The sequence below is a fragment of the Dehalococcoidia bacterium genome, assembly GCA_022449765.1.
Lineage (GTDB): Bacteria > Chloroflexota > Dehalococcoidia > Lucifugimonadales > Australimonadaceae > UBA2963.
On record JAKUPZ010000002.1, the window covers coordinates 61955 to 79978 of the forward strand.

The window sequence follows — 18024 nt, forward strand, 5'->3', positions numbered from 1 at the left end:
GTTGATTACCCTCCAATTTGAAACATTTCAATTTTTCTTTGACCCGCAGTTGGCGAATTAGGTGAATTTCTTAATTCAGAGTAACGATCTGTTCTGTTCTCCCAAATATTTCGTATTCGGGTAAGTAATTCAGTATTTGATTCACCCGCGCGCAATGGCGTTTTTAAATCGATTCCTGAGTTGGCGAATAAGCAGGTAAAGAAAAATCCTTCAGGGGATAACCTAGCTCTTGTGCAGGATTGACAAAAGGGCTGAGTTATCGAAGATATGAACCCAATTTCCCCATCACCATCTAAGAATTTCCATCTTTCTGCCACTTCACCTACGTAATTTGCATCAACGGGCTCAATTGGAAAAATTTTGTTGATAGATTCGCAAAGTTCTTTTGATGGCACAACTTGATCACGTGCCCATCCATTAACATTGCCTACATCCATGAATTCTATAAATCGTAATATATGCCCTGAACCTTTAAAGTACTTGACTAAATCGAGAACTCCATTGTCGTTTACCCCTCGTTCAATTACTGCATTGACTTTTACTGGCAAACCCAAATCCTCAGCGGCTTTGATACCGTTCAACACTACGTCAGGCTTGTAGCCCTTGCCATTCATTTTTGCAAATATATCTTCATCCAAGCTATCAAGGCTTACTGTTATTCGGCGTAGACCAGCTTTTTGTAGTTTTTCTACTTGCTCAGCTAATAAATACCCGTTAGTAGTCAGAGTTAAGTCTTCTATCTCCTCAATATTACTCAATTGCGCAATGAGTTTATCTATGTCACGTCTAACTAAAGGCTCCCCTCCAGTAATTCTGACTTTGCGGACTCCTAGGTGTATAAAAATCTCTGTAAGCCTTTTAATTTCTTCATAAGAAAGGACTTCCTCTCGATTGAGGAAATGGTATTTTTCGCCAAAAATTTCTGATGGCATGCAGTAGGTACAGCGAAAATTGCATCTATCCGTAACAGAAATGCGAAGATCCCGCAAAGGGCGACCGAGTAAATCATTAACTTGGTTACCCATCAGATGCCTCCTTCACTTTGTAGCAGTTGAATCATTTTTTTAGTTGCCATTCCTCGATGACTAATCAAATCTTTTTGCTCTGGAGATAATTCCGCCATAGAGACCTGAGAATTATCTACTAAGAAAATAGGATCATACCCGAAACCATTTAAGCCTATTGGTTTGTGAGCGATTGATCCTTCACATTTACCTTCAGAGAGTATTTCACTCCCATCAGGTCTTGCTAAAACTAGAATAACCCTGTACCTGCATGTTCTTTTTTCAGTAGGAACATCAACCAATTCTCTCAATAATAATTGGACTCGGTCTTCATCTGACAGATTTGTGCCACCGTACCTTGCGGAGTAAACACCGGGGCGTCCATCTAGTGCATCTACTTCAATTCCTGAATCATCTGCAAGCGAGTCAATGCCTGTAGCTTTTGCAAAAGCATGGGCTTTTAAGCGTGCGTTTTGCTCAAAAGTATTCCCTGACTCTTCGACATCTAGATTGACGCCAATACTTGCAGGGGTAAGTATTTCATGATTTATGCCATTTAGAAGCCGTTTAAACTCTAAAATTTTATGAGCATTGTTAGTAGCAATTAGTAGGGAGTTACGCAAAATACTTAAATATTAACAGAGATATAAATATATTTTTTGTCAGGTTTTACACATTAGAGGATTCAGGAATGCTCATTATGTATAATTCATCCATGATTACAAAATCTTTACGTGACATAGAGTTGCTAAAAGAGAACTCCTTAAAGGAGTTGAATGAAATTAATACTCTCGATGCGTTAGATGCTTGGAGACTCCAGTATTTAGGGCGTTCTGGAAGCCTGACTCAATTACTACGATCAGTATCGGAATTACCTGTGGAGCAAAGGAAAACGGTGGGTTCTGCGGCTAATGCAGTGAAAGTTGCGTTAGAAGATCAATTGCATCTGCATCGGGAGGCTATTGAATTTGATAGCTTAGCTAAAGATGGGCAAGATTTTGTAGATATTTCTTTGCCGGGACGTAATGGATTGCTAGGTCGTTACCACCCTTCGACGTTAGTCATTCGAGAGATTAGTGCAATTTTTGCAAATATGGGATTTCAAATAATTGACGGCCCTGAAGTTGAATGGGATCGATACAATTTCGAAATGCTGAATATTCCTCAGGATCATCCTGCTAGAGATATGTTTGATACGTTTTGGCTAGATATAAATCGCCAGGATGACGGGGCATTCACGACTCTTCTCAGGACACATACTTCGCCAATGCAGGCTCGAGTAATGGAATCAAATGACCCTCCAGTTAGGGTTATTATTCCAGGTAAGTGTTATAGATATGAGGCCACTGATGCAACACATGAATCGCAATTCCACCAAATTGAAGGTCTTGCTGTAGACAAAGGGATAACTTTTGCAAATCTTAAACATACCTTGTTTGAATTTGCTCGCCAAATGTTTGGAGCTGACACCAAAGTTCGCTTTCGCTGCGACTATTTTCCTTTTGTTGAACCTGGGGTGGATATGTCCATTGAATGGAAAGGCAAATGGTTGGAAATTTTGGGAGCTGGAATGGTTCACCCGAACGTTTTACGTGCAGTTGGGTATGACCCCTCAATCTACTCAGGATTTGCTTTTGGAATGGGTCCCGAACGGATAGCAATGCTGAAATATGGTATTAATGATATAAGGCATTTCCTGCAGAATGATATTCGCTTTCTGAGGCAGTTCTAAATTAATTCCGTAGCTATAGAGGCTACGATACAAATGTGAATGAAATGATGATTCCTGATACCGAAAGAGAACGTCTATATTACCGGTGGTATGAATTAAATTTACTTTACTACGATGCTGTTCGAAGGGATGTGGTTGAGTCGGAAATATTGGCTACGAAAGTGATGGCCGATATTGCTTGGGATGCCTATATTGAAACTATTTCAGACTTGAATGGTCCTAGAAAGGAGTAATTGTGAAGAAAAACTTCCTTTCAATAGATGACGTATCTGATGAAGAGCTGACTTGGCTGGTAGATAAGAGTATTGAGTTTGCAAATCGTTCTGATAGTACTACCCCTTTTCTAGGGAAAATTGCTGCAATGATTTTTGAAAAGCCTTCATTACGCACTAAGGTTTCTTTTGACATTGCATGTTATGAACTTGGTGGTCATGGAATTTATTTAAGTTCTGACGAAGTAGGTTTAGACCTGAGAGAACCAGTTGAAGATGTGGCTAAAGTTTTATCTAGCTGGGCTGCATTGATTGTTGCTCGAGTCAATTCGCATAGTACTTTAGATCGGCTATCAGTCTCATCTTCAATCCCTGTAATTAATGCTCTGTCAGATATAGAGCATCCGTGTCAAGCATTAGCGGATATTTTGACAGTAAAGCAAAAATTCGGGTCGATCCAAGGCCTCAATATCGCGTATGTGGGAGATGCGAATAACTGTGCTCTTAGTTTAGGGCTTGCAGCTGTGTCTCAGGGTGCAAATTATAAAATCATTTCCCCTGAGGCATATGGATTCAGCGCGAATGATCAACATAAAATCTTGGCGAGAGCTTCAGGCCAAAAGAACGGTGAGGTCGAGTTTTACACTGGTACTTCCCCTAAAGATGCGATTGAGGGATCTCATGTGATTTACACTGATGTCTGGACCAGTATGGGGCAGGAATCTGAAACTGAAACGAGGAAATCGGCTTTTCAAGGTTTCCAAGTGAACGAAAAATTGCTTGAGCTAGCGGATCGTGAAGCGATTGTATTGCATCCAATGCCAGTTCACTATGGCGAGGAAATGTCTTTAGGAATGCTAGATCATTCCCAGTCTAGAGCATATCAGCAAGCCGAAAATAGATTGCATGCTCAGAAGGCTATAATTACCTATCTAATGTCTAGCGTATAGAAGGTTCTCAAATGAGAAATCCAGAGGCAATTCCGCTGATAGCCATTGTTGGCCGGCCAAATGTTGGTAAATCAAGCTTATTCAACGCCTTGGTTGGTAGGCGCAGCGCGATTGTGGCTGAGGAAACAGGTACCACCAGAGATAGGTTGATTTCACCCGTTGAATTTGAAGGTCATCATTTTCTGCTTGCAGATACTGGCGGATTGGTACCACAGCCTGAAACTGAGATAGAAGCTCATATAGAGGCTCAGGTAAACGAAGCACTAGAAGTTGCAGATGCAATATTGCTTGTCACAGACGTGCGAACGGGTCCGATATATGCAGATCAAGAAGTAGCTCGAAAATTACGTCGTACCGATAAACCGGTAGTTGTAGCAGTCAATAAGGCCGACAATCTTAAGCTCGAGAATATGATGCCGGAGAGTTATGCTCTTGGACTTTCTGACTTAGTTGCAGTGAGCGCTCTACATCGGAGAGGACTTGGAGAATTGATGGATTCTCTATTGTCAGTCATTGATTTACCTCTACAGGCTGAAGAATCGATTGATATGCCTCGCTTTGCCATTGTTGGTCGCCCGAATGTCGGTAAATCTGCAATTGCAAATGCAATTTTGAATGAAGAACGATCTATAGTCAGTGACATACCTGGCACTACAAGGGATGCATTGGATTCAGAGTTTGTATTTGAGGATAGCAAAATTCTCCTAATAGACACTGCGGGAATACGTCGGAGGGGAGCGATTGAGCCGGGTGTTGAAAAATTTAGTGTTTTGCGTTCTGTTACCTCTATTCACCGTTCCGATGTAGCTATATTGGTTTTGGATGCTAACCAGCCTGCTACTGACCAAGACCTACATATTGCGGGCCAAGCGGCAGAAGCGTTTAAATCCGTCTTGGTGGTAGTAAATAAATGGGACCTTGTAGAAACAGACGATATAAGAAGGGAAGAGAAGCGGTTCACTTACATGCTACGCTCGCGGTTCCGGTTCATACCAGATGTTCCCATTGTCTTTACATCTGCAATCAATAAATCAGGGATTGACACTTTGCTCACTGAAGGGCTTCGTTTGTTTCATAAACGCAACCAATGGGTGGATTCGTCACATCTTTCCCGAATTGTCACAGATGCAATTTCACGCCACCTACCCCCATCTGTCGGCCCTACAGGATCCTTGAAACTGTATAGAGTTAAGCAGGACTCGATAAGACCACCTACGTTTGTTTTTTACGTCAATAATACGTCTAGAGTCCATTTTTCATATGAACGATACCTTGCAAATACGATTCGTGACGAATTCGCATTCTATGGAGTCCCTTTGAAAATCGAATTTAGAGGGAAAGGTGGAGTGCATGTTATAGGTGATAATCGCTCCAAGGCATCTGCCCGTAAACGTCAATCTGCCAATCGTGGTAATTGGAAAACGGCCCGTCGCAGGAAACCTAATGATTGAATTGGCATTGGTTCTATTTTCGTACTTACTTGGAAGTTTCCAGCCAGGACTATTGATCGTTCGCTTAACTCATCGAATTGATGTTCGCAATTTTGGTAGCGGGAAAACAGGAGTCACGAATGTTTTGCGTACTGCAGGCAAAAAACACGCCTTGGTAGTACTACTATTAGACGTTGGTAAAGGCCTAGCAGTTGTAGTATTAGCAAAAGCATTTTTTGAAGATCCGTTATTTGAGGCTGCTGTAGGCATGGCTGTGATTTTGGGGCATGTCTTCCCTGTATTTTTTAAATTTAAAGGAGGGCGTGGAGTTGCAACCGGATTTGGCGCTGCAACTGGATTATTTGCGCTACCTTCTTTATTTGGTTTATTTGTTTTTCTTCCAGTGATTTTTTTGACTCGATTTGTTTCTTTAGGATCAATATTATCTGTCGTGACCGTAATGATGGGATTCGGTATCGGAGTGATTTGGGGCGATTTACCGTGGGAATATGTAATTTTCTCATCAACATGTGGTGCATTAATTATATATATGCACAAAGATAATATAGCTCGTCTTTTTCAAGGGACAGAGCGTAAAATTGGACACGGCTCTTAAAAAATAATAATTTATCACTGATAGTTGATACTTCTTTACGATGTGCTCTATCCGTGTATAATGAAGGTGGCTGCCGCTTTACTCGGCAGCCGATTTTAGTCATGAAAGGGTTTACGAATAGCTAAGGAATATCGAGTTAATGAACGAATTCGGGTCCCTGAAGTTAGGGTTGTCGATGAAAAAGGCGAACAATTCGGGGTTATGACTGTGCCCGATGCTTTGGCTCTGGCCCGTGAGCATGATCTCGATTTGGTCGAAGTTGCACCGAATTCTGTGCCTCCGGTATGTCGTCTCTTGGATTATGGGAAATTTAGATACCTCCAGTCCACAAAAGAACGTGAAATGCGGAAGACGCACAAAAACCTGGGTCTTCGAGAAGTTAGATTTCGACCTAGGATCGGCCAGCATGATATGCAATCGAAAGAACGCCTTGTTTCAAAATTACTAGTTCAAGGTAACAAGGTTAAAGTTTCTGTCATGCATAGGGGTCGCGAGCTAGATCACCCTGAATTGGCTGTAGGGTTGCTTAGGCAAGTCCATGAAGCAGTTAAAGAAGGTGCGAAACTTGAGCAGGCACCCAAGCTGGAAGGACGATTCATGAGCATTGTATTGGCTCCAGGAAAGCCGGCGCCTACACAGCAAAATGAACGTGAGGAAACTAAGGAGTCTATAGATGCCTAAAATGAAAACACATAAAGGAGCAGCGGGGCGTTTTCGCATCAGTGGCTCGGGTAAACTGCTTCGTATGAAGAGGCATTCAAGTCATCTTAGACGAAAAAAACCCAGGTCTGTTACCAGAGAGTACAGTGATACAGTTTCTGCTAGTCCGACTAACAGAAAGCGATTATTAAGATTAGTTCCAGGTTTGAATAAGTAGTAGGGGGATTCGATGGCACGGGTTAAACGTGGGGTTACGGCTCGACAAAAACATAAAAAAGTATTAAAGCTCACTAAGGGCCATAGAGGAACACGCCATTCACTATATAGAAGAGCTCATGAATCTATGCTCCATGCACTGGCCTATTCCTATGCACATCGAAAAGAACTTAAAGGCGATATGCGTCGCCTTTGGATTGTAAGGCTTGGCGCAGCTGCCAGGGAGAATGGGATTTCCTACTCTCAACTAGTTCATGGGTTAAAATTGGCAGAAATCCAACTTGATCGTAAAGTGTTATCAGATTTAGCGATATCTGACCCTGCTGCATTTGCTGAAGTAGTCGGCAAAGCAAAGAACCAACTTGCTGTAGCCTAATATTATAATAACCCGTTTTTAAACCCTAGTTATCCCAAAGGATGTAGCGTTATCAAGCACTCGTCGCATGGCATCTTTGCTCATGTGCCTTGGCCAAGTAGATGTAAGCCAGAGTGCTGAAATTTTTGAATGCAATTCACTTAATTTCAGAGATTCTGTTTTAGAGGACAATAGAATTCTTACCGCACTTTCTAGGATAGGGTGTTGTGGTGAAAGAAAATCCTGAGCGCCTGCACACTGTTCGCGAAAAATTTTACGCAATGCCTTAAAAGTAATTTTTTCGTCAGATGTATTGAGTTTTTGCTGACCATTCGGGCAAAGTTTTGCTTCAAGTATTACAACAAGTGAGTGGCCTTGTTGCTCAATTAATGTAGGATCGAAAGCGTAGCTAAAGTCGTTTTCTTGTTCGTTAGATTCGATTAATTCATCGGAATAGTAATCTGTGGTCATTTTTACCTCAAAGCTATAGAAATATCGTGTGGTTTTGTCAAAATGTCATAGTGATCAAGCCAGTCCAGTAATTGAACAACGACCTGGTCTCCTTTTGCAAGCTTGGAATAATTTTCTGGACAAATAGCAAGTCCATTGGCAAGAGTCATAGAGGTAAGCAAGTTAGACCCTTGCGAACCAGTAAGATGAGCATGGACTTTATCGTTTTGCTTATACAATTGGACACGGGCATAAACTCTTCGTCCGTCGGTGTTTTCGATATCGTCATCAAGTATTGCTTCTATTGTGGGAAGGGCTCTAGCATTTTTCCCCATCATTTTCATGATTGCTGGACGGGCGAATTCTATTAACGCTACTAGCGCACTGACGGGGTTTCCAGGAAGACCTATGTGAGGAATATTTCGGTCTCCATTCTTTAATATTCCAAATGCAATTGGTTTAGCCGGTCGCATTTTGACTGACCAAAAATCTACGGTTCCTAGTTCAGATAAAACATCTTTAACCAAGTCGTATGCCCCTCCACTAACACCTGCAGATGTGATTAATAAGTCAGAGCTGAGGCTTGACAGGATTTTCTGTCGTATATCGCCTAGATCATCTGACGCAACCCCAATTATTTTGGGTATTCCGCCCCATCTTTTTACGGCCGTAGCGATTCCATATGTATTGCTATCGTAAAGATGCCCAGGCTTTAATACTTCACCAGGTGACTGAACTTCATTCCCTGTGGCTAAAATCGCAACCGTAGGGCGTCGGATTACTGGTACATGTTGCAATCCTAGTGCCGCTAATAACCCAATTCCTGCAGGATTTAATTCATACCCTGATTCTAGTGCAAGTTCTCCAATAGATGTGTCTTCTCCAGGTGGTCTGACGTGATCCCCGAGCGTTGCAGGTGAATGTATCTGAATGCGATCAAGGCCGGTGTTATTTTCTAGTCGGTTTCGCTCATCAGTTAATTCGTAAGGGATAATTGAGTCAGCCCCTTCAGGGATAGGAGCACCCGTCATAATACGTATAGCTGCTTCGGAAGAGACGCTTAAGCTGGGAAGATCACCGGCTTGTACCTGCCCCAAAACGTTTAATGTAACGGGACTATCTGCCGTTGCAGTTTTGGTGTCGATCGCGCGAACGGCGTAGCCGTCCATGGCTGAATTAGCCAAGCTAGGAATGTTTAGTGATGAAAAAATATCTTGAGCTAAGACCAGATTGTCAGAATTCAACAACTCCTCAGATGTTTCCTCCAAGACATATACAAGGTTCAAAATTCTTGCGAGGGCATCTTCGACAGTAAGCATATTTGCTGTTGGAGGATGACTGTGAGAATGGTGTTTAGTGTGATTTTTGTGATTCATTATGTTCTCGTAACGGCACCAGTTTCTTGTGCCAGCATTTGCAAAATTTTTGAGAAGATTGCATCCAACTGCTCTGTTGTTAATGTTCCTTCACTAGATTGAACTTCCACACGGAAAGCGAGGCTCTTTTCGCCAGGAGATAAAGACCCTCCCTCGTATAGATCGAATAAACTGACACGAGTGACAAATGCCTCTTTTCGAATAACAGTTTCGATTTGCTCTGCAGATATTTCTGATTTTACGACTAGTGCTAAGTCACGAATAGCAGCAGGGTAGCGTGAGAAGGGTACAAAAAAGGACTTTTGCTCTGGTAAAAATTGAGTTATCTGGCTTAGATTGAGTTCAAAAATCACGACAGCGGAGGTTGGAAGGTTAAATTTATTGATGGATAACGGGTTTATTTCCCCTATCATGCCCACCTGTGTTCCATCAATGAATAATTCAGCAGAATGCCCGATCTTAACGGTGTTATTTTTTGAAGGTATATAGTCAACTTGAACACCCAAGTTAGCAAAAATAGCCTCAATAATCCCCTTAGCATCGAAGAAATCATAAGTTTCTTGAGTATCTTCCCAAAAAGAATGGCTTCTTATCCCAGCTAGTACACCTACTGCCATCTCGTCTTCGGTTGGTAAATCATTTTTTTGTTTTTTGAAACTTCGGCCAGTTTCAAAAAATGCAACAGAATTAGGAGGGTGTTTTAATGCTTCGGATGTAGCTCTTAGAAGCTCTGGGATTAGTGAAGCTCTTAAAAATTCTTGTTCGCGGCTCATGGGGTTCTCTGTTCGAATTACAGATTCCATAGGCGTATTAATCGATTCAAGATTTTGTCCGCTTACTAAACTGTGTGAAATAGTTTCTTGAAGACCTAAGCTGACTAATAAGTCTTTTACTTTTTCCCGGAGTATCCGTATGGGCTGATTAAGGGGTTGAGGTACTAGGCCTGCTAGAGGTATATCAGGAATAGAGTCATAGCCAATAGCGCGCGCAATTTCTTCTACGATATCTTCCTCTATTTCTATGTCGGTCCTCCAATAGGGAGGTTGAATTTTTAAATTAAGATCATCCATTTTGGTGTATACAAACCCTAATGAATTCAGCACTTGCTCTACTTGGCTACTTGGGTATGAGGTACCTAATATTTTTTGCAGAGAATTTAAAGAGAATTGTATTTGCAGAGGATCTTTCTTCCCTGGGAATACATCGTATATTCCTTTGCGAACTTCACCACCTGCAATAGAGTGGATAAGTGCGGTAGCGCGTTTCAGGGCTCTTTCAGCGAGCTCTGGATTTAATCCTTTTTCAAATCGTAGTGAAGCCTCTGTTCGCAATTTCAATGTGCTTGCGGTTCTTCTAGTATTAATTCCATTAAAAGTTGCTGATTCAAGTAGTACATTTTTAGTGGATTTAGTCATTTCTGAATTTAATCCACCCATGACACCCGCAATTCCTATAGAGCGCTGAGGATCCGTAATCATAAGCATTGGGGGTTTTAGTTCGTGAAGAGCCCCATCAAGTGAAGTAAACGTCTCACCGGAATTTGCAGTTCGAACAATTAAAGTAGATTCTAAAATCTGATCGTAGTCGAACGCGTGCAACGGCTGGCCATATTCAAGCATTACAAAATTTGTGATATCAACAACATTATTGATTGGCCGGTGGCCTGAGTCTCGGAGTTTTTTCTGAAGCCATTCAGGCGAATCTTCGACTTTGATCCCCTTGGTAAGAGTACATGCATATCTTTGACATAACTGTGGATCTTCGACGATTACATTTATGCATTCTTCGACAGATGGCGAAACTTCTTCATACTCTAAATTTGGTTCAGTAACTTGTGCGCCAATAATTGCAGCTACTTCATGAGCAACACCTAAAACCGAAAGACAATCTCCTCGGTTAGCAGTGATTTCGATTTCGAAAGCATCTGAAGAGTCTAAAATTTCATTAATTGGGGTGCCTACAGAGCTTTCTTCGGGTAAAACTAGAATTCCATGGTGATTGCTACTCAAACCTAACTCTAATTCAGAGCAGATCATGCCGGCTGACTCTACTCCTCTAATTTTCGCAGCAGTTAATTCGACCGTTTCGCCGGTTTTAGCATTGAGAAGACGAGCACCTAATTGTGCGTAGGCAATTTTTTGACCTACTTCTATATTGGGAGCTCCGCAAACCACAGTCACGCGTTGATCACCCGTGTCTACAGTCGCCAACTGTAATCTATCCGCGTTGGGGTGTTTTTCAATTGATACTATTTGCCCAACGATAACTTTATTCCAGTATTGACTCCCCCCTTGTTCAAAGGTCGTTTCCAATCCTGCCATAGTTAACCTGTGAGCTAGATCTAGCGGGTCAATGTTCTGTAATGGCACATAATCTTGTAGCCATGATAAAGGAACTCTCATCAGGGAGATTTACTCCAGGCGAATATTTTCACCATTATACGTCATTCAGGTGTGTATATTAATTGAGTATTTGAAATACTCGCAGTTCGTTTATAAAAGATCTTGGCTGAGTGATTCCCTCACCATCTCATTTATTACAGTTTCTGCTTTGTACTTGAAATGATCAATTTCAAATGAAATAGGTTCTTCACCTGAAATGAATTGAGATACCTGCTGGTCAGTGAGCGAAAAAGTGACATAATGAACGGCACTGACACGATCTTCCTTGCTTCGGCCACCTTCGTATTCGCCATACACTACTGAATCTCCAATTTTCAGTGAAGTGGTATTACCATGATCGATACCAATAAAACTATCAAGTATCTCTCTCATTTTCGCTTGATCTGTCACTTCAATCAATAACGTTGCAGAAAATGAGTTCAACTTAGGCAAAAGCTGATTATAGGTATCAATTTCTTCTTGAATCCTATCTTCTAGTACGATTCTCTCTGCGCGCATCATTTCTTGTATTTGAAATCTAATTGTTTCTCTATTTTCAAAGACAAGCGTGACCAATTCACCAATCTGAATTCTTCTGTTTTTTTTGAATTTTATGATTTGATCTCGATATGAAGGTCTCTCGATTTCATATTCTGCGATATTGACAATGTCTACTATGGATAGTGGGTCCATTATTGCTCTCCTGAAAGTCCGTACGCTGCCGCTAAAGCCTGAACTGTATGGATTGGTCGAATTCCCGTCCCTATTTCAATGTGCCGAGCAGCCAGAGGGCAGTCGGAAACTATTAGGTCAGGGGATGATTTGGATAGATTGTTGAATAATTTCTCTCCTATCTTAATAGCGATTGGGAAAGTTTTTTTGCCTACTCCCCAGGAACCGTCATGACCAGAGCAATATTCACTGGTATCGACTTGCGTATCAGGAATAATTCCTAATAACCGAGGAGAATTTATTCCCATCGCTTGCGCTCTAGTGTGACAAGCAACGTGAAATGCGATTTTCCCTAAGGGTTTTTTGAAATCACGATTAAGTAGCTTTTCCCTCGCTAATTGTGTCAAAAAAGTACCAATCTCCATGGTATGCGTTGCAACTTTTTGTGAGAGCTCTTTGTTCTCAGACATTTGGGGGTAATCTTCTCTCATAACCAAAGTGCATGTAGGTTGCGCAACAACGATTTCGTACCCTTGGTCGATCAATGCGGACAACGAATTCAGATTGAAATTCATTTTGTCTACCGATTTGTCATATTCGCCGATATCCATTAGAGGCATACCGCAGCATTGATGATCGGGCAAAATTACTTCAACATTGTTATGAGCCAATACAGATATAGCTGCTTTCCCAATTTGGGTGTCGTTATAGTCGATTGTGCAGCTAGGGAAGAATGCAATTTTTTTGACAGGGTTATCAGACGGTTTTAAACATGTTCCGTAATGTTTATTAAACCACGAGGAAAATGTTTGGGTTTTATATTCGGGTAATTTAGCATTTCGATTGATGTCTAGTACTAATTCACTCACTATGCGTGTAGGTGGGAAGCTATTAGCAAAATTTGTGAATGGAGCTAGTGCACCTCCCGCGAGCTTTGCTAGGCGATCTTGATCCGCAATTATTTTCTTTGAAAATTTGATCCCCTCGTTCTTTGCGCGGACAAATTTTGAACGAGCAATCATCCTAGGAACGTCTAAATTGTATTCGTGTGGTGAAGTGTAGGGGCATACAACCCAGCACAATTTGCATTGGAAGCAATTACTTTCAATTTGGGAAAATTGGCCTGCGCTGATTTGCTCCATTTCACCTTGAACCGAATCCGTGAGATCAAACAAATCAGGAAAAACAGGGCATAAATTCCAGCATAGACGACAACCGTGGCAAAGATCATATTGCCTGCGCTGTTCAGCGATTAAGTCTTCAGAGTCCCAATAACGGGGTTCATTTGTATTCGAAGCTGGAACGTGCTGCATTTATATGTAACCCTCAAAAAGGCGCCCTCCAGAAACGAACGGAGGGCGCCGAAGTATCCTTAAAATTATTAGCTTATAGACTTAGATTCTCTGAACCCTTGGAAAATCTACCTGCATGAGATTTTTCAGCTCGAGCCAAAGTTTCAAACCATTCTGCTAATTCCTCGAAACCTTCGTCGCGGGCAGTACGTGCAAACCCTGGATACATTTCACTGTATTCGTAAGTCTCACCAGCCTCCGCTGCCTTAAGGTTATTTTCAGTTGTACCGATTGCTAATCCTGTTCCAGGGTCTCCAGTCTCTTTCAAGAAATCTAGATGACCGAAAGCGTGTCCTGTTTCAGCTTCAGATATATCACGGAATAGACCACCTATCTCTGCATACCCTTCGATGTCAGCGCGTCTTGCAAAGTATAGATAACGCCTGTTTGCTTGTGATTCTCCCGCAAAGGCGTCTTTTAAGTTTTGCTCACTTTGAGTACCTTTAAGATCTGGCATTTTGTGCACCTCAAAATATTAAAATTTCGTAACAATATAATAATAACAGTGAGAAGGCTTAGTTCAAAGCTTTAGGTGTTATAGATTTAACTTCGCTAATGAAGCGTTTGCATCTAATCTATTAACGCAGTATAATTACCCCCATATAGGAGTAGAGGTGCGCAGGCGCGTAACCACACTAAATATCCCAATTAACGCATAAAAGCGTAACAGGTCTAACGGTGCATTGTCCGTTGGACCTTTTTTCGTGTCTTTGACACGTCAATTTCGGTTGTAGGAGAATTCATGACTACGCTAGTATCTAGATCTGATCAATATCCGGTTCACCCTCTTAAATCTTATGCTCGTATACATAAGGTCATTGAGCCTTCAAGCTTGGTCCAAATACAGACCCAGTCGTTTGACTCATTAAAAATCGATGGCATCCGTGAGGTGCTTGATGAAATTAACCCCATACAGGATGTTACGGGAAGCCGATTTGAATTGAAATTTGGGTCTTATGAGTTCCGTAAGCCTAAATATACTGAGGAAGAGTGTCGCGATCGAGAAATTACGTTTGAGGCGCCCTTGTACGTCACAGTTGAGTTGGAAGTTAAAGAAACTGGGGAAATAAAGGAACAGACTTTATTTTTCGGTGACATTCCAATGATGACCCCGACGGGTACATTTGTAATCAATGGGGCTGAACGGGTAGTAGTCAGCCAGTTGGTACGATCTCCAGGTGCCTATTTTACGAGAGTTATTGACCCTGGTACTGGCCGGAATGTTTCTTTATCAAAATTGATACCTTATCGAGGAGCTTGGTTAGAATTTGAAACTAGTCCTCGAGACATAATTTCAGTAAAAATTGATAGGAAACGAAAACTTCCAATCACAACTTTCCTCAGAGCGCTAGGTTTTGCAGAGAATGAGCAGCTTTTGGGAATGTTCGACGATGTAGATGTTGACCCTGATCATCCATATATGCGCACTACATTGGAGAAAGACGGAGGTATTGAAACGGAAGCTCAGGCCCTTGTGGAGGTCTATCGACGCTTGAGGCCAGGTGAGCCTGCGAGCGTTGAGAGTGCACGCTCATTAATTGACAATCTGTTTTTCAATCCTCGTAGGTATGATCTTGGGAAAGTTGGCCGGTACAAGATGAATAGGCGTATGGGCCAAGATATTCCTCAACAAAATCGTACGCTTACTAAGGAAGACATTGTTGAAATGATTCGTATGATGATCAGGATTAACAATGGGGTTTCACACGCTGATGATATTGACCATCTAGGAAACCGTCGTGTTCGTGCAGTTGGTGAATTAATTATGAACCAGCTAAGGGTAGGTTTGCTTAGGATGGAGCGTGTTGTTAAAGAGCGCATGACCATTTTGGACCAAGAAGAAGCTACTCCAAGTGCGCTGATTAACATACGCCCGGTTGTTGCGGCGTTACGTGAGTTTTTTGGTGGGTCACAATTGTCTCAATTTATGGACCAGACCAACCCTCTTGCCGAATTGACGCACAAACGCAGGCTTTCTGCTCTTGGACCAGGCGGATTATCAAGGGAGCGAGCAGGATTTGATGTGCGAGATGTCCATTACTCCCACTATGGTCGTATATGTCCGATTGAAACTCCTGAGGGGCCGAATATTGGCCTGCTAGGTTCTCTTGCCACCTATGGGCGTATTAATGACTACGGTTTCATTGAGACTCCATATAGAAAAGTGCTAAAAGAAATTTCTACAAAATCAGATGATTTAACTGGTCGAATATCTCGGCAGGATGTTAAAGATGCAGAAGGGAAAAATATTGTACGTTCAGGGAATATAATTTCGACAGCCGCGGCCAAAAAACTTGCACTGCTAGATCAAGTTATGGCAATTCAGCCTTATGTTTCGGAATCACCTGAAGACGTGGTTTATCTTTCTGCAGACGAAGAAGAAAAATATGTTGTTGCGCAAGCAAACTCCCAAATGGATGCAAAATTTCAGCTGACTGAAGACAAAGTAGAATGCAGAGTTTCTGAAGATTATTCAATGGAATCCCCTGAAAACGTCGATTATGTCGACGTGGCTCCCATGCAAATAGTAAGTGTTTCTACAGCCTTGATTCCTTTCTTGGAACACGATGATGCTAACCGTGCATTGATGGGTTCAAATATGCAACGCCAGGCGGTTCCTCTTCTTCGTCCTGATGCTCCTTTGGTAGGCACTGGAATGGAAAGGCGAGTTGCGAGAGATTCTGGGCAGATGGTGCTGGCTAAAGTTGAGGGTACCGTTATTTCAGTGACGGGAGATTTAGTCGTAATACGAGATTCTGAAGGGTATGAACATCCTCAGATACTAAGAAAATTCGTTCGTTCCAACCAAGGCACCTGTTTAACCCAACGAGCCATAGTCTCCGTTGGTCAATATGTTGAAGAAGGTGATCCGCTTGCTGATAGTTCATCTACACAGGAAGGGGATCTCGCACTTGGACAGAATGTATTGTGCGCATTTATGGCCATGGAAGGCTATAACTTTGAGGATGCAATAATTGTATCTGAGAACATTGTGCGAAATTCGAAATTTACTTCCATTCACATTGAAAAGTATGAAGTTGAATCCAGAGATACAAAATTAGGCCCTGGTGAGATTACTCGCGATATCCCTAATGTTGGGGAGGATGCGCTACGCAACCTTGATGAGGATGGGATTATAAGAATAGGCGCAGAAGTTACTCCTGGTGACATTCTCGTTGGTAAAATTACACCAAAAGGTGAAACTGAGCTCACTGCGGAAGAAAAATTGCTTAGAGCAATTTTTGGAGAAAAAGCGAGAGATGTTAAAGATACCTCTTTAAGAGTTCCACATGGGGAGAGAGGTAAGGTTATTGAGGTTAAGATCCTAACACGTGAAAACGGGGATGATCTTCTTCCCGGTGTGAACAAGCTTGTTCGTGTTTGGGTTGCACAAACCCGAACTTTGTCTCAGGGCGACAAGATGGCAGGTCGACATGGTAATAAAGGCGTTGTATCCCGAATTATGCCCGTAGAAGATATGCCTTACCTTTCTGACGGCACGCCAATAGATATTATTTTGAACCCAATTGGAGTACCTTCTCGTATGAATCTGGGTCAAGTGCTTGAAACTCATTTAGGGCTTGCTGCTCATAAACTCCGATTTCGTGCTGCTACGCCAGTATTCGACGGGGCATCTGACGGAGACATACAGGACGCATTAGCCCGTTCTTGGATCCTAGAGCGATCAAATTCACTTGGAAGCGATTTATTAGGCGCTACTAATTATGAGCCCGATTGGAGCAAGGCACGAGCGTGGGTATCAGAAAGAGGCTATTCTGCAGATAAAATATTCGATGAAACCGCAATTAATTATGCAGCAGAGGTTTGTCTGAAAATTTGGCTTAATGATTTCACTGAGGCCTACTATGATCAGACAAATATTTCTATAACAACTGAGGACCTAGGTTTCAATGAGCTTTATGAGCTTGCATTGGAAGTAGGTCGTGTCTTGAGTGTTGCCGCTCCTGTATTAGGGAAATCCACTCTTTTTGATGGCAGAACTGGAGAAAAATTTGATGGGCCTGTGACAGTTGGCTATATATATATGCTTAAACTTATACATTTAGTGGAAGATAAAATTCACGCTCGTTCTACAGGACCGTACTCGCTAATTACGCAGCAACCATTGGGCGGGAAAGCTCAATTTGGCGGCCAGCGATTTGGAGAAATGGAAGTCTGGGCACTTGAAGCATACAGCGCCGCATATAACCTTCAAGAAATGCTTACTGTTAAATCGGATGACGTTGTAGGGAGAGTGAAAACTTACGAAGCAATCGTCAAAGGCGAAGACGTTGTGCAACCAGGCGTCCCTGAATCATTTCATGTATTGGTGAAAGAATTACAGAGCCTAGGGTTGGCTGTAGAACTGCGCTATGAAGATGACCGAGGAGTGCCAACACCAAGATTTACATATGCTGAAGAGGATGAAGACGATATTTCAGGAGTATTAGCCGCTCCTCAGGAGCAACCAGTTGCACCTGCTTGGGAGGCTGATTTTGTTCCATTAGAAGAGCAGGAGTCAGAAATTTCCAATGAGGTTCGTATGGATTTGGGCACATATGCCCGCCATGCTTCCGAAGAGGAAAATGACAACGATCTGAATAATTAATTTTATTAC

General features: G+C 42.1%; 17 protein-coding genes. 9 read left to right on the forward strand and 8 right to left on the reverse strand.

From position 1 onward, the window contains the following. Positions 1-5: 5 nt before the first annotated feature. Positions 6-1025, reverse strand: a complete 1020-nt coding sequence (moaA, locus tag MK127_01205; protein ID MCH2531418.1) for a GTP 3',8-cyclase MoaA — start codon at positions 1023-1025, stop codon at positions 6-8. Next, positions 1025-1627, reverse strand: coding sequence for an RdgB/HAM1 family non-canonical purine NTP pyrophosphatase (gene rdgB / locus MK127_01210; GenBank protein ID MCH2531419.1), 603 nt, complete (start codon positions 1625-1627; stop codon positions 1025-1027). The genes moaA and rdgB overlap by 1 nt, the downstream gene beginning before the upstream one ends. A 92-nt stretch (positions 1628-1719) precedes the next feature. On the opposite strand from rdgB, the gene pheS reads away from it, so the two are divergent. From pheS to rplT, 8 genes are all read left to right on the forward strand, one after another. Continuing rightward, positions 1720-2736: a phenylalanine--tRNA ligase subunit alpha gene (pheS, locus tag MK127_01215; GenBank protein ID MCH2531420.1), complete on the forward strand. Its 1017-nt coding sequence runs from the start codon at positions 1720-1722 to the stop codon at positions 2734-2736. 35 nt (positions 2737-2771) lie between these two features. After that, entirely contained in the window at positions 2772-2969 is a 198-nt protein-coding gene (locus tag MK127_01220) for a hypothetical protein (GenBank protein ID MCH2531421.1), read from the forward strand. Between the two features lie 2 nt (positions 2970-2971). Continuing rightward, on the forward strand, positions 2972-3898 hold the full coding sequence (gene argF, locus MK127_01225; GenBank protein ID MCH2531422.1) for an ornithine carbamoyltransferase: 927 nt from the start codon (positions 2972-2974) through the stop codon (positions 3896-3898). Between the two features lie 11 nt (positions 3899-3909). Beyond that, on the forward strand, positions 3910-5349 hold the full coding sequence (der, locus tag MK127_01230) for a ribosome biogenesis GTPase Der (GenBank protein MCH2531423.1): 1440 nt from the start codon (positions 3910-3912) through the stop codon (positions 5347-5349). Then, positions 5342-5944 (forward strand): glycerol-3-phosphate 1-O-acyltransferase PlsY, encoded by a 603-nt coding sequence (plsY, locus tag MK127_01235; GenBank protein ID MCH2531424.1) that lies wholly within the window; start codon positions 5342-5344, stop codon positions 5942-5944. Before der ends, plsY begins: the two co-directional genes overlap by 8 nt. Positions 5945-6091: 147 nt before the next feature. Then, entirely contained in the window at positions 6092-6625 is a 534-nt protein-coding gene (gene infC / locus MK127_01240) for a translation initiation factor IF-3 (protein MCH2531425.1), read from the forward strand. Between the two features lies 1 nt (position 6626). Continuing rightward, positions 6627-6821: a 50S ribosomal protein L35 gene (locus tag MK127_01245; protein ID MCH2531426.1), complete on the forward strand. Its 195-nt coding sequence runs from the start codon at positions 6627-6629 to the stop codon at positions 6819-6821. Between the two features lie 12 nt (positions 6822-6833). Further along, a complete protein-coding gene (rplT, locus tag MK127_01250; GenBank protein ID MCH2531427.1) occupies positions 6834-7196 on the forward strand; it encodes a 50S ribosomal protein L20 in 363 nt (120 codons plus the stop codon). 18 nt (positions 7197-7214) lie between these two features. Here the strand turns inward: rplT and MK127_01255 are convergent, their stop codons facing one another. The 6 genes from MK127_01255 to MK127_01280 all read right to left on the reverse strand — a co-directional run bounded on the left by MK127_01255 (position 7215) and on the right by MK127_01280 (position 13863). Beyond that, the gene (locus tag MK127_01255; GenBank protein MCH2531428.1) at positions 7215-7646 is read right to left on the reverse strand and encodes a hypothetical protein; all 432 of its coding nucleotides are present in this window, start codon (positions 7644-7646) and stop codon (positions 7215-7217) included. Between the two features lie 2 nt (positions 7647-7648). Next, entirely contained in the window at positions 7649-9001 is a 1353-nt protein-coding gene (locus MK127_01260) for a molybdopterin molybdotransferase MoeA (GenBank protein MCH2531429.1), read from the reverse strand. Then, positions 9001-11403: a phenylalanine--tRNA ligase subunit beta gene (gene pheT, locus MK127_01265; protein ID MCH2531430.1), complete on the reverse strand. Its 2403-nt coding sequence runs from the start codon at positions 11401-11403 to the stop codon at positions 9001-9003. The genes MK127_01260 and pheT overlap by 1 nt, the downstream gene beginning before the upstream one ends. A 90-nt stretch (positions 11404-11493) precedes the next feature. Further along, positions 11494-12075, reverse strand: a complete 582-nt coding sequence (locus MK127_01270) for a DUF3501 family protein (protein ID MCH2531431.1) — start codon at positions 12073-12075, stop codon at positions 11494-11496. Further along, positions 12075-13367, reverse strand: coding sequence for a hypothetical protein (locus MK127_01275; GenBank protein ID MCH2531432.1), 1293 nt, complete (start codon positions 13365-13367; stop codon positions 12075-12077). The genes MK127_01270 and MK127_01275 overlap by 1 nt, the downstream gene beginning before the upstream one ends. 73 nt (positions 13368-13440) lie before the next feature. Further along, positions 13441-13863, reverse strand: coding sequence for a rubrerythrin family protein (locus tag MK127_01280; protein ID MCH2531433.1), 423 nt, complete (start codon positions 13861-13863; stop codon positions 13441-13443). A gap of 285 nt (positions 13864-14148) precedes the next feature. Between MK127_01280 and MK127_01285 the strand changes: the two genes are divergently transcribed. Then, positions 14149-18015 carry a DNA-directed RNA polymerase subunit beta gene (locus tag MK127_01285; GenBank protein ID MCH2531434.1) on the forward strand — a complete coding sequence of 1289 codons (3867 nt, stop codon included), beginning with the start codon at positions 14149-14151 and terminating at the stop codon, positions 18013-18015. Positions 18016-18024 lie beyond the last annotated feature (9 nt).

Excerpts from the sequence above, each read along its gene's own strand:
- moaA (MCH2531418.1), bottom strand. The coding sequence starts at position 1,025 with ATGGGTAACCAAGTTAATGATTTACTCGGTCGCCCTTTGCGGGATCTT.
- pheS (MCH2531420.1), top strand. The coding sequence starts at position 1,720 with ATGATTACAAAATCTTTACGTGACATAGAGTTGCTAAAAGAGAACTCC.
- der (MCH2531423.1), top strand. The coding sequence starts at position 3,910 with ATGAGAAATCCAGAGGCAATTCCGCTGATAGCCATTGTTGGCCGGCCA.
- plsY (MCH2531424.1), top strand. The coding sequence starts at position 5,342 with ATGATTGAATTGGCATTGGTTCTATTTTCGTACTTACTTGGAAGTTTC.
- MK127_01245 (MCH2531426.1), top strand. The coding sequence starts at position 6,627 with ATGAAAACACATAAAGGAGCAGCGGGGCGTTTTCGCATCAGTGGCTCG.
- rplT (MCH2531427.1), top strand. The coding sequence starts at position 6,834 with ATGGCACGGGTTAAACGTGGGGTTACGGCTCGACAAAAACATAAAAAA.
- MK127_01255 (MCH2531428.1), bottom strand. The coding sequence starts at position 7,646 with ATGACCACAGATTACTATTCCGATGAATTAATCGAATCTAACGAACAA.
- MK127_01260 (MCH2531429.1), bottom strand. The coding sequence starts at position 9,001 with ATGAATCACAAAAATCACACTAAACACCATTCTCACAGTCATCCTCCA.
- pheT (MCH2531430.1), bottom strand. The coding sequence starts at position 11,403 with ATGAGAGTTCCTTTATCATGGCTACAAGATTATGTGCCATTACAGAAC.
- MK127_01270 (MCH2531431.1), bottom strand. The coding sequence starts at position 12,075 with ATGGACCCACTATCCATAGTAGACATTGTCAATATCGCAGAATATGAA.
- MK127_01275 (MCH2531432.1), bottom strand. The coding sequence starts at position 13,367 with ATGCAGCACGTTCCAGCTTCGAATACAAATGAACCCCGTTATTGGGAC.
- MK127_01280 (MCH2531433.1), bottom strand. The coding sequence starts at position 13,863 with ATGCCAGATCTTAAAGGTACTCAAAGTGAGCAAAACTTAAAAGACGCC.
- MK127_01285 (MCH2531434.1), top strand. The coding sequence starts at position 14,149 with ATGACTACGCTAGTATCTAGATCTGATCAATATCCGGTTCACCCTCTT.